Origin of the sequence: Caldisphaera sp., from assembly GCF_046536515.1 — an archaeon.
Classification (GTDB): Archaea; Thermoproteota; Thermoprotei_A; order Sulfolobales; family Acidilobaceae; genus Caldisphaera.
In genome coordinates this window covers 1-12,101 of record NZ_JAWDMQ010000040.1, presented here as the reverse complement: position 1 = coordinate 12,101, position 12,101 = coordinate 1, and the positions used below count along the sequence as shown (strand labels likewise).

General features: G+C 29.2%; 15 protein-coding genes. 9 read left to right on the top strand and 6 right to left on the bottom strand.

Annotated elements, in window-relative coordinates; genetic code table 11:
* Window positions 1-156 precede the first annotated feature (156 nt).
* The 3 genes from RXO53_RS06215 to glyS are packed head-to-tail and all read right to left on the bottom strand — an operon-like array spanning window position 157 to window position 2,762.
* A complete protein-coding gene (locus RXO53_RS06215; protein WP_410713380.1) occupies window positions 157-606 on the bottom strand; it encodes a hypothetical protein in 450 nt (149 codons plus the stop codon).
* Window positions 607-617: 11 nt separating this feature from the next.
* On the bottom strand, window positions 618-1,001 hold the full coding sequence (locus tag RXO53_RS06210; RefSeq protein WP_410713379.1) for a hypothetical protein: 384 nt from the start codon (window positions 999-1,001) through the stop codon (window positions 618-620).
* Between the two features lie 6 nt (window positions 1,002-1,007).
* Window positions 1,008-2,762 carry a glycine--tRNA ligase gene (gene glyS / locus RXO53_RS06205; RefSeq protein WP_410713378.1) on the bottom strand — a complete coding sequence of 585 codons (1,755 nt, stop codon included), beginning with the start codon at window positions 2,760-2,762 and terminating at the stop codon, window positions 1,008-1,010.
* Between the two features lie 76 nt (window positions 2,763-2,838).
* On the opposite strand from glyS, the gene speB reads away from it, so the two are divergent.
* Window positions 2,839-3,756: an agmatinase gene (gene speB, locus RXO53_RS06200; RefSeq protein WP_410713377.1), complete on the top strand. Its 918-nt coding sequence runs from the start codon at window positions 2,839-2,841 to the stop codon at window positions 3,754-3,756.
* On the opposite strand, the gene RXO53_RS06195 is transcribed toward speB, so the two are convergent.
* On the bottom strand, window positions 3,757-4,005 hold the full coding sequence (locus RXO53_RS06195) for a DNA-directed RNA polymerase (protein WP_410713376.1): 249 nt from the start codon (window positions 4,003-4,005) through the stop codon (window positions 3,757-3,759).
* Window positions 4,006-4,100: 95 nt separating this feature from the next.
* On the opposite strand from RXO53_RS06195, the gene yciH reads away from it, so the two are divergent.
* The 8 genes from yciH to RXO53_RS06155 are packed head-to-tail and all read left to right on the top strand — an operon-like array spanning window position 4,101 to window position 10,826.
* Window positions 4,101-4,406: a stress response translation initiation inhibitor YciH gene (gene yciH, locus RXO53_RS06190; protein WP_367117939.1), complete on the top strand. Its 306-nt coding sequence runs from the start codon at window positions 4,101-4,103 to the stop codon at window positions 4,404-4,406.
* Between the two features lie 35 nt (window positions 4,407-4,441).
* The gene (gene cobT / locus RXO53_RS06185) at window positions 4,442-5,524 is read left to right on the top strand and encodes a nicotinate mononucleotide-dependent phosphoribosyltransferase CobT (protein ID WP_410713381.1); all 1,083 of its coding nucleotides are present in this window, start codon (window positions 4,442-4,444) and stop codon (window positions 5,522-5,524) included.
* Window positions 5,505-6,578, top strand: a complete 1,074-nt coding sequence (locus RXO53_RS06180) for an adenosylcobinamide amidohydrolase (RefSeq protein ID WP_410713375.1) — start codon at window positions 5,505-5,507, stop codon at window positions 6,576-6,578. The genes cobT and RXO53_RS06180 overlap by 20 nt, the downstream gene beginning before the upstream one ends.
* Window positions 6,579-7,109, top strand: a complete 531-nt coding sequence (locus RXO53_RS06175) for an NTP transferase domain-containing protein (protein ID WP_410713374.1) — start codon at window positions 6,579-6,581, stop codon at window positions 7,107-7,109. It begins immediately after the preceding gene.
* A complete protein-coding gene (locus RXO53_RS06170; RefSeq protein WP_410713373.1) occupies window positions 7,102-8,148 on the top strand; it encodes an aminotransferase class I/II-fold pyridoxal phosphate-dependent enzyme in 1,047 nt (348 codons plus the stop codon). Before RXO53_RS06175 ends, RXO53_RS06170 begins: the two co-directional genes overlap by 8 nt.
* Window positions 8,129-8,863 (top strand): adenosylcobinamide-GDP ribazoletransferase, encoded by a 735-nt coding sequence (locus RXO53_RS06165; protein ID WP_410713372.1) that lies wholly within the window; start codon window positions 8,129-8,131, stop codon window positions 8,861-8,863. The genes RXO53_RS06170 and RXO53_RS06165 overlap by 20 nt, the downstream gene beginning before the upstream one ends.
* The gene (locus RXO53_RS06160; RefSeq protein WP_410713371.1) at window positions 8,863-9,807 is read left to right on the top strand and encodes a cobalamin biosynthesis protein; all 945 of its coding nucleotides are present in this window, start codon (window positions 8,863-8,865) and stop codon (window positions 9,805-9,807) included. The genes RXO53_RS06165 and RXO53_RS06160 overlap by 1 nt, the downstream gene beginning before the upstream one ends.
* A 56-nt stretch (window positions 9,808-9,863) precedes the next feature.
* Entirely contained in the window at window positions 9,864-10,826 is a 963-nt protein-coding gene (locus RXO53_RS06155) for an asparagine synthase C-terminal domain-containing protein (RefSeq protein WP_410713370.1), read from the top strand.
* Here the strand turns inward: RXO53_RS06155 and RXO53_RS06150 are convergent.
* Together RXO53_RS06150 and RXO53_RS06145 are read right to left on the bottom strand one after the other, a co-directional pair.
* Window positions 10,823-11,521, bottom strand: a complete 699-nt coding sequence (locus tag RXO53_RS06150) for a DUF72 domain-containing protein (RefSeq protein ID WP_410713369.1) — start codon at window positions 11,519-11,521, stop codon at window positions 10,823-10,825. The genes RXO53_RS06155 and RXO53_RS06150 overlap by 4 nt on opposite strands.
* Before the next feature lie 18 nt (window positions 11,522-11,539).
* Entirely contained in the window at window positions 11,540-11,995 is a 456-nt protein-coding gene (locus RXO53_RS06145; RefSeq protein ID WP_410713368.1) for a chromate resistance protein ChrB domain-containing protein, read from the bottom strand.
* Window positions 11,996-12,101 lie beyond the last annotated feature (106 nt).

The window sequence follows — 12,101 nt, the reverse complement described above, 5'->3', positions numbered from 1 at the left end:
ATATGCATTTATTGAAATATTTTTAATAATTATATTAGACAATAAGCAAGCCCAAATCCTTTAGAAGAATTTTTAGTTTTCCCAAAATGTTTGCTGTTTGTTATATAAAACAAACCAATTTTTAATCTTAAGAAATTAATTATTTGAATTTTTATATTAATCTTTTTTACTGTTATCTTCATAAATTAAATTTTTGTTTGACCTTATTTTAATTATAAAAGATCTTAAATTAAAAAGGTCATCTTTTATATTTATTGTATTAGATATTTCCTTCAAAAATTCTTCTTCTTTTTTAGATCCAGCCTCTAAATAATAGGCTATCAAAAGATCTATATTTTTATCCTTTTTTCCTTTGCAACAACTAATAAAATCTTCGTAATTATTAATTTCATTTAATATTACGTTTCTAATTTCCCTAAGCCTTAAGATTATTTCTTTCAACTCATTAAGAGTTTCATCTTTATTATCCGATAAATAAGAATTATAAGTTATAATACCGTTTCTAATCAAAGAAATTTGCTCTTGCATTAATTGCGCAATTCTTTCTGAATCTTGTTCAAAAATTTGGGAAAAAGTATAACAGTCTTTTTTACATCTATCACTCAAAAATTTCACCGTTATTCTTGGGCTGACCTTATAGTTACAATGCTATTATCAGCAACTCCTTCTTCTTTCATTTGTTCTGGGTTGACAAATACTTTTAATTCTTCTTGTATTGAATCATCTATTTGTGCATCCAACATTAATTTTTTCTTGCTTGCTATAACCATTTCTAATTTTTTCTGAATGCCAAGCTGTGACGCCAACTTTTTAGATAGTTTAACATTACCATGTTCAACCGATTCATCATATGAAATCCTTAATCTTTTTTCTATTACTTTCTTACCTTTTTCTTTAAGTGAAGATGCAGGAGGTATAATAGATAACGCCTTAGCTAAATCTGCTTTTTCAGGCTTAATTTCCTTACTAATCCTCTTTGAATTATCAACTTCTTCACTCATATCTCATCAACCCTTTATCTCTACTTCTTTCCCTAGTTCTCTTAGGTCTGCAGAATTATAAATGAATTTCCTCAAAGAATTTGCTGCATCTCTAATATTTATTCTAACCTGTTTCCATGAGTCTCTATCCCTCATTGTTATAGTATCATCCTCCAACGTTTGGTAATCTATAGTAAAAACAACTGGAACACCTATTTCATCAGCTCTTGCATATCTTTTTCCTATACTACCATTATCGTCATATAAGATATTAAATCCCTCAGAAATTAAATATGAATAAAATTCCTTGGACTTACTAATTAGTTTTTCATCACCTTCTATCAAAGGTAATACAGCTGCATCTGCAGGAGATAGATATCTTGGAAATGATAAAACTACCCTTCCATCAACTTCTCTATAAGCATACTCTAATAAAACATAAAGAAGCCTGTCCGTTCCAAATGATGGTTCTATAACATGCGGTATAAACTTTCTACCTGATACTTTTTCTTCCTTCTCAATTATTATCAATGCTTCTTTAGGTATGTCTACGTTATCTATTGTAATCTTACCTTTTTCTTCTATTTCTTTTAAGACTTGATCTACATCTAATTCCTCTACTTTTTTCATAAACTCGTATGCTTTTGATTTAAAATTCTTACCAGCATATGCTTTATCTAATAAAACCTTTTTTACCTTAATTGTTATAGGCTCTTTATATGGTTCAAATACTTCTAAATCAGCATTACTAAATTGTTTATGCCTGGATAAATCGTAATCCCCTCTGTACGCATAACCTGCTACTTCTATCCAACCCCACCTTGAGGTCTTAACCATATGATCAAATGTTTGACTAGAATAATGCGCTCTTTCTTTAGGCCCTTTTTCTTCAAAATACATATTGTTTTCTGGCACGCCTATCTTTAATAATAATAGCTTTCCAATTATCATCCAATAAGCCATGCACGGATTAATAACGAAATTCCTCTCTATGGCTTCTTTTACGGTTACTGTAACAAAGCTTTTATTCATTTTCTTATATTCGAAAGGCAATATATTTAATGTTTCATTATAATATTTCTCAATATCATGGCATTCTTTTTTGTCTGGATTAAAAAAATATTCCATTTCCATTATAGTGAAATCCCTTAGCCTAATCATTCCTTGCCTTGGGCTTATTTCATTTCTGCCTACCTTTCCGACTTGAGCTATTCCCAAAGGCAATTTATTCCTCAAAGATTCATATATCCTCTTAAATGCAACAAATATGCCTTGTGCAAGTTCAGGCCTTATATAACCTACATTTCCTTCATATGGGCCTATTTGTGTTTTAAATAGCAAATTAAATACTTTAACTTCTCCAAGTTCTCCATTACATACAGGGCATCTTAATCCTTTCTCTTTTATTAATGAGCTCAATTCTGATGCACTTAATCCTTCTGCATTCACATTAAGCCTTTCCTCTACTAAATGATCAGCTCTAAAAATCCTGCCACAATCATTACACCTTACTATAGGATCAGTAAAATTTTCAATATGTCCGCTTGCCTGATAAACTATTGAAGGTCCTATTACTGGAGTTTCTACTTCTACCACTGAGTCTTGATTATTTCTAATAAATAGCTCCCTCCACATATCAATTAATTTCTTCTTTAATGCCATTCCATATGGACCTATATCATAAAATCCTGCTTGACCCCCATATATTTCATATGAAGGCCAAAAGAATCCTCTTCTTTTAGCAAGATCTATCACTTTATCGTAAACGTTTTCTTCAGGCAAATTCTCAACCCTTCTTCATATTTATATAGGTCAAAACTTTTATTTAAATAGATTAACAAATCTTCTGGTGAGAGTATTGAGTTTGAAAGATATTTACTTAACAAGATCATCAAAAAACTACGCTGGTTTAGAAAATAACAAGAATTCAAAATACGAAATTATAGGTGTACCATTTGACTCATCAACTTCGTACAAGCCTGGTACCCGCTTTGGTCCTGATTCTATAAGACAAGCGGCTGCCGGATTGGAATCAAACAGCTATTTTTCAGATGTTTATTTAGAAGAAATAGGTTTAATGGATGAAGGCGATATTTCTGTTGTGATAGGTGATATAAATGAGACATTGAACAGAGTAACAGGAGTTATATCAGAAGTTCTGGAATCTAATAAGATTCCTATTATGATTGGCGGAGAGCATACAATAACTTTCGGAGCTTTAAAGGCATTTAAAAAAATTAATATAAACCCATGTCTAATTGTTATAGATGCTCATTATGACTTAAGAGATGAATACCTAGGTTTAAAAAATGGTCATGCTTCAGTAATGAGAAGATCATTAGAATTGTTAGGCGGAAGTAAAATCAATTATATAGGCGTTAGAGCGTATTCTAAAGAGGAAAGAAATTATGCACTATCAAAAAACAATATAAATACAATAAAAACTGCTGATATTTATAAAATGGGTTTAGTAAATTCTATAAATTCTATAAAGAGATTTATGTCCGATTGCAAGTACATATATTTGTCTATAGATATGGATGGTTTTGATCCTTCTTATGCCCCAGGAGTAGGAAACCCTGAGCCTGGTGGAATAACAAATCTCGAAGGCCTTACATTAATAAACCAACTAGTAGATGAAAGACTTGTAGGAGCTGATGTAGTCGAAGTTTCTCCGCCATACGATAATGGTGGCATAACATCTTCCCTTGCTGCAAAAATAATAAATGAAATCATAATGAAAAGCTACATTTCATTAAATAAGAAAAATGTTTAATTAAATAGCATTGACTTTTCTTGGTTTTACAAGAGTTGGAGGAGCCCTTAATTTAATGAAAATCCTATAACCGCATTTAGGGCACATCATGCTATATAATTGATCTAATTCTGTTTTACTTATTTTATATCCACAGTTTAAGCACATATAATAAACTTCTCTCTCTTTTATTCCATAAAGGGGACCTGAGTATTCTTCTTGTTGGACCTCTTCGCCGATAGGCTCGCCCATGTTCTCTTCTTCTGACATTATTTATGCACCTATCTTTTAGCTGTAAGATAAGGTTTATATTCCTAGATCAACCATAAAAATAAACAGAAGTTGTGAGGTGGCTAAACCAGCCTATGTCAAAAGCTGTTGATTGTGGAGGTCTTCCGCCGGAAATATGTGAGCAATTAGCAACTGAGGAACAAATAATAAAAATAAGGCTCGAAACAAGAAGGTTTGGCAAACAGGTTACTGTTATTGAAGGAATAGATGAAAAACAAGTTAATTTTAAAGACTTGGCATCAAAATTAAAGAGCGAATTAGCCGCTGGTGGGACCTATAAAGAAGGGAGAATAGAACTACAAGGAGATCATAGGAAAAAAGTTAAAGATATATTAGTAAAATTAGGTTTTCCGGCAGACAACATAATGATTATAGAATAAAAATTTAAACTTAATTTTAAATAATTTTTATTTAAATTTTTATATTATTAAGCATATATATTTCTGGTTACCCTATCCAATTCGAGTCAAAAATGAACGCGATAGCAATATTTGTCGGAGGATCTACTAGGACTTCAACAATTGATGGAATTAGCATAGCCGGAGCAAGCAGTGAAGAAACTCTTTACACTCCTACGCTTGATTTGGAATATATTATAAACGGCATACCATTAACAAAAAATGAAATACCGGTTACACCAACAGGCTTACCTACGCCTGCAGTTATAACTAGAGCTTTATTAAGAAAAATCAAAATACCATATCTTGTAGTAGATTCTGGCCTATATAGTAAACTTAAGGTACCTCATGTAAAAATACCAAGTTCTATTCCAGGCAATAATATAGAAATTTATGATGCCATGCCAAAAGGAACAGCAAAAGCAATATTTGAAGAATCTAAACTTATGGGTGAAATAATATCCAATAAACAAGATATCATTTTACTAGGAGAAAGCATACCTGGAGGCACGACAACAGCTGCGTCAATAATAGAGGCATTAGGGTTTAAAGCTATTGATTTTATTAGTAGTGCATCGCCAAATAATCCAAGAGATCTAAAAAGAAAAGTAATAGAAAATGCTTTGAAAAGAATTAACAAAGGAGATGATGTTTTTACTATAATAGATAAAGTTGGAGATCCTGTTCATATATCGCTAGCTGGATTTACAGCAGGGGTTTTAAAAAATGTAACAACAGTTTTACTTGCAGGAGGTACTCAAATGGGATCAGTCATATCAATACTACATAGATTAAATATATTAGATGAAAGAATAAAGATAGCAACAACAAAATGGATAGCTAATGATAAGGGATCTAACATTTTTAAGTTGATAGAGCAAATAGATAAAAGAATCGAAATAATTGTTTCAGATGTGGATTTTTCTGATGCAAAACATGAAGGTCTTAGGCTTTATGAGAAAGGCTACGTAAAAGAAGGAGTAGGGGCAGGAGGTGTTATGATATTATCCAAATATTTTGGCATAGACATTGAAGATATCAAAAAAGAAATATACAAAGAATATGAGAGGTTGACGACTATTGGTAAAGGTAATAATTGAAAATGATAATCTAATCTTAGAATTTGAAGACTTAATGGATATAATGACTACAGCTCATAAAAATGCTATAACAAGAAGTAAAGTAATAGTAATAAACCAAGTAGATAAGAATTTTAAAGTAAAAAATATTGAAAAATATAAAAACGATATTTTAATGAAATTGAACCAATATAGCAGCACGCCAGTTTTTTTAACAGCAGCCGATATAAAAAAATATAAAATCAAAGAAAATGAATATGGAGGAACATTAATAACAGCTGGATTTGAAATACCTAATTGTATTTATCAAGAAGAGTTATTCAATGTAGATTGTTTTGGAACAATTAATGTTATATCATGGCTTAATATAAAATTAACACCAAGCGGATTACTGGATTTTTTCAGAACTGTAACTGAAGCTAAATGCTTATCATCAAGTGATTTATTGTTGAGATGCAAATCAAGATCTTCTGGAACATCTAGCGATGCAATAGCTGTGGCAGCAAAAATTTCTAACAACGGCATTATGTATAGCGGGATGGCAACAACTCATGGAAATTCTATAGCAAGAATGATACATGAACTATTAATTTCCTTTGATAGAGATGCAGATACTATACTCAAAAGGTCATTAGGGTTATCTTTAAGTGAAATAGTTGATGAGGCAATGATTATATATAATAAAGCACCTGTTCCAAATGTTGATGAAAAACAAGTCTATAATATGGTTTACAAAGAACTTGAGAGCGAATTAAAAGATCCTAATGTTTGGTCTTATATTATTGCTGCGAGGGAACTAGATCTCAGAGGAGAAAGCAATACCTTCCCTTTTTTGCCAAAAGAAGAGTATGAAAAAGACTCTAAAAGAATTATAAGTGATGAGGCATTAGCATCTTCTTTAAGCATTTATTTATCAGGTTTTAAAGGCTTAACATCTACATATTGGGTTGACACAATTAAAGATAAAGAAAAACTAAAATTTTCCCAATTGCCTATGTTTGAAGATGATATAGTTTCTGCATTAATAGGATCAACCCTATCTAAAGTTTATGATAACCTTTTAAGGGGAAAATAAATGGATTATGACATTGCATTAATAATGGCAGGCGGAAAAGGAAAAAGATTTGGTTCAAATATGAAGCCTTTCGTAGAAATATGTAAGAAACCAATGATATTTAATATAATAGATAAAACAATAAAAATATTTAGGTTTACAATAATAGCTGTTTCCCCAAATGTAGAAAACTTTTTATATATTTTAAAAAATAATTACAAAGAAGTAATGCTAATCTATACAACAGGCATTGATTACTCTATAGATATGGGAATTATATTAAACGCAATAAAGAAAAGACCTATAATGATTTTTCCTTCTGATATACCAAACATTACAGACGAAACTATAAAGTATATTATAAAATCAACAGAAAATATTAAAAATGACATAATAACTATAACAGATTCACATGGAAACCCTATTGGTATTTCAATTATAAAAGGCCATAATTTAAATAATTGGACCAACTATAGCCTAGATAATAAAAACCTCCTTAATATAAATACAATAGAGGATTATGAAAAAGCTAAGATGATATGCAATGATTAAAAGAAAACATGGAGGAGTAAAAAACAAAAATCTTATTGATTTTAGCTCTCCAACAAATCCTCTAGGACCTCCAATTTTTACAGAAAAATTATTGAAAAAGTGCATAAGTCAAAAACATTATAAATATTATCCGTCATACAAGAAATTAATTAATGCTTTGTCAGATTATTGGGGTATAGATGAAGACTATATAATACCAGTTAATGGAAGTGATGAAGCATTAACTATAATTCCATTAACTTTAAATTTAAAGAAATTTATAATATTGGAACCTAACTTTGGCGACTATGATCTAATGTCAAAGAATTTAAAAATAAGACTCGTTAGACCAACAATAGATTTAAGAAATGAAGATCCTGTTGTAAATATAGATAAACTAGTTAACATATTGAAAAAAAATAAAGATTCACCGTTATTAATTTCAAGGCCCAATAATCCAACTGGATTTTGCATTGATAAAAAAGAATTGGAATATTTATCATCCAGAGTCAACAATATGATTATAATAGATGAGGCCTTTATTGAAATTTCTGATTGTGAAAAAATCAATCCTTCAGAAAATTATATAATAATAAGAAGTCAGACCAAAACGTTTTCAACTCCCGGATTAAGGCTCGGAGAAATAATAACTTTAAATAAGAAATTCTTAAATATTTTAGAATCTTCTTTACAAGCGTGGCCTATTGATTCCATTACTAATTGCTTTTATTCAAACCTACTCTACGAAAAAGAGTTTATAAGTTCCTATTTAAATAATGCAAACAATCTAATCACTAATGAAAAAGAGTTTATTATGAGAGAACTTAAAAAAATAATTAAGTATAAAAGCAGAACATCGTTCATACTAATTAAACATGAAAACTTACCAAACCCGCATTTCAAAAGAGAACTAATAAAAAGAGGTTTATTTATTAGAGACGCATCTTCATTTTATGGTTTAGATAAATCTTTTTCAAGAATATCTATAAAAAACCATAAAGAAAATTTAATGTTAATAAATTCAATAAACGGTGTTTTAAATGAGCAAAAAAATTATTGAAGATTTCCTTAGCTTAATATCTTTCTTAACAACTATACCGACAGGATACTATAACTTAGAAAGCGCTTCTAATGCGTTATACCTTTCTCCTATTGTAGGGATCATAGAAGGTTCTATAATTGGCTTAATTAGTATATCATTAAAATTTAACCCATTAATAGATGGTTCTTTACTGATCGCTATACACATAATAATAACAGGAGCTCTAAATTTGGATGGATTTGCTGACTATTCGGATGTTATTGGATCTAGAAAAAAAGGAGATGATGCTATTAAAATATTAAAAGATCCTAGAAAAGGCAGCTTTGCAATTATTTTTACAGCAGTATTAATTATAATTAGGTTTTCTGAATTTTCATCTATACATAGTATTTTACCGATATTTTTTTCTTACATCTCTGGATTAGAATCCGCCTATATAATTTCGTATTTCTCTCCTATTCCTAAATATCAAGGGTTAGGAAGCTTATTTATAAAAAATTCAAAAAACAAAAATAAGTTTATAACTAACTTTATTTTATACTTGATAATATTAATAGTTTTATTTATTTTTACTAAAATAAAATTACTCTTGTTATCTCAATTATCGCTCATATTAATCCCAATTATATTATATGACTCAAAAAAAAGAATTGGTTTTGTTAATGGAGATGTAATAGGGTTTACAATAGAATTGGTTGAAGTTTTTTCATTGCTGATTTCGGTGATAATATAATGATTTTATTGCCAAGATTTTTGTACCCAAGTCCTATTTATTTAATTTTATCTTTAATTTTAGCCATAATATTAGATTTCATTTATCCATATCATAAGGGTTTTTTATACAAGATTCATCCAGTTCACACATCATTTGTTTTATCTCGAAAAATGTTTAAACCTTTTTCATCAAAAAAGTACGGATTTTTTATTTGGTTTTTTGTCCTATTAACGCATTTACTTATCTATTCACTTATATTATATCTTTCATACAAAGTAAACATTATCATTTGGGTTTTTGCTTCATCATATATATTAAAGACTTCGATTTCATTTAAACTCTTATATGAAATAGTAAATAATGTTAAAAAATCTTTGGAAGAAAAAGATATCAATAAAGCAAGAGAACTTGTTAGCAATATAGTTAGAAGACCTACTGATAATTTAGATTATAGCCATATAGCCTCTGCAGCTATAGAGTCACTTTCAGAAAGTCTTGTTGATAGCATAATATCACCCTTATTTTGGCTAATATTGTTAGGGCCAATAGGATCATTAATGCAAAGAATAATCAATACTCTAGATGGGTCTCTTGGATTTAAAGATCCCATGTATAAGGAAGTAGGTTATATCAGTGCTAAGGCTGACACAATAATAAATTATATACCAGCAAGAATATCTGTAATGTTATTTGCCATATCATCCATCGTAATGGGTAAAGATGTTAAATCTTTATTTTCATGCTGGAAAAAGTATAGGAAAAAAACAGAGAGCTTAAACGCTGGAAATCCTATGTCAGCCTTTGCCGGAGCTATTAAAACAAGCCTTGAAAAAATCAATAGCTATAAGCTATGCGATTATGATTTACCTGACTCTAACAAAGTAGACGATAGTATAAAATTGGCTTTGGTATCTTATTTCATATCAATTATTATATCAATTATAACAATTTATCTAATATAAATACGATACTAAATTATTTAAAGATTTTCTAAAAAGTAAAATGTTGTGAGTTAGTAATGTGTATCGATAATGCAGAAAAATTATCAAAAATAGTTAATAAGTATTCAGAAAAAAATAATTGTGATTGCTTATTATTTAGCGGAGGAATCGATACATCGTTCATTCTTACCTCATTAGCCATAAAACCTAAAACTATTTCAGTTTTATTTAGAGATTCAAAAGATGAAGAATACATTAACTATGCAACTAAAAAACTTAACATTAAAAATTATAAAATATTTATAAGCAATGAAGAAGAAGTCAATGATTGTTTAAAGATTGTATTAAAGGTATTGAATACTATAGATCCAATTGAAGTTATTTCAGGCATTTCAGTTTGCATGGGGCTTAAAGAAGCAAAAAAATTAGGATGTAATTGTGTTTTAACAGGTGATGGAGGGGACGAATTATATTTCGGGTATGATTTTTTATTAAATAAATCAGAAAATTATTTGAACAATTGGCTAAAAAACGTTGTAAAGAATGCCTTTTTTAATTCTGTTCCAATTTCTCAATATTTAAATATAAAAACGGTATTACCACTCTTTAGCGATGAATCTAAAGAACTTTCTTTTAAAATACAAACGAAATGCAAAATTAATAAAATAAACGGAAAAAAGTTTGGCAAGTATTTTATGAGATTGTGGCTTATTAATAAAGGTCTAGATTTCATAGGATTAAGAGAGAAAACTCCTATAACTTCAGGCACTGGTTCTGAAATTTTATTAAAATATTGGAAGGAAAAAGTTAATATTTATGAACTAAAAGAATACAAAGAAAAATATAAAATTAACTTTCCATCATTATCTCACCTATACTTATTTAAAAAAGGTTTAGAGCTAAACCTGTTCAATAATGAGTTAGAAAATAAGTCAAAATACAATAGTTGTCCTATATGCGGCCATGAACTCAAAGGGAACTTTTGTAAATTCTGCGGTGCTTATATTAATAATAACGTATCCGTATATAGAGATTTCTAAGGAATTTTATTAAGAAGATTTAATAAATAAAGCCCGTTACTTAGCATCCATTCATCATTATTAAAATAAACATAAGTTTCTTTAGGATTCAATTCAATAATTTTATTAGCAACCATTTTAAGTTCATCTTCTTTATATTCATAATAATACCACCTGGTTTTCCCATGCATTCTTAAATACATTATGTCGTTACTTGTATAATAGTATTCAATTATAGGAGAACTAATACTAACAAAAGTTGTGTCAAATCTTTTTAAAATGCTTATTGTATCTTCATTAAACCAAGATTTATGCCTAAACTCTATTGCAACTCTTTTCCCTAAACCTCCTTCTTTTATAAAAGTAGATAATCTTTCTATGTTTTCATCATTTTTTATAAATGATGGTGGCAATTGTATTAGATAAAAAGAAATAATATTATCCATTGGTTTAAACGTATCTAAAAACTTTTTAAATACGTCTATAGCATCCTTGTTTAACCTATGAGTGTGGGATATAGATTTGTGAACTTTTATTGACCACTTTATAGCAGATCCTTTATCAATCCATGATTTTATTTGATTCTTATATGGAAATCTATAAAACGATGAATTTAGTTCAACCGAATTTAGGCCTGATTCCTTTACATACCAATCTAGAGATCTGCCTTTATTCCAAGGATACATCCAACCAGATGTTCCAACATAAATTTTCAATTTTTATCCCAGTTTTATTTAAAAATTTATTTTACCTTGTATCTTTAGTTTGCAATATGCATAATATGCATCATACATAGGGAACTGTTTTTCCATATTTTGATAATCATCTTCTGAAATTTCCCTAAAGCCTATAGCTGCAGCTTTTAGCCCTATCGATTCATGTGGTGGGTTAAAAGGTTTATGAGCATCAGCGCCTCTTACTATTTTAGCAAGTTCTAAAAGTGCTGGGTCATTTAAATTGTATTTTTTTATCAAAGCATCAAATGTAACATATTCTATTCCATTTTCTACATAATGGTTTAATTCAGCCCCTTTGGTATCAAAAGGTATTGCATTTTCCTTTTCTGCAACGCTGAGGACTTCTTCTTCAGGCACGAATAAAAAAGTTGCTTCTGGATCTATGAATTTTTTTATAAGCCAGGGACATGCAATCCTATCAACCATAGCTTTTTTTCTTGTAACCCATTTCATAAAGAATCCCTCATAATTCCATATACTTATATAAATATATGGAATTTATAAACATATCTTTTAAATTTGTTTTATAATCTAAAAACTTAATTTAATTTGTTTATAT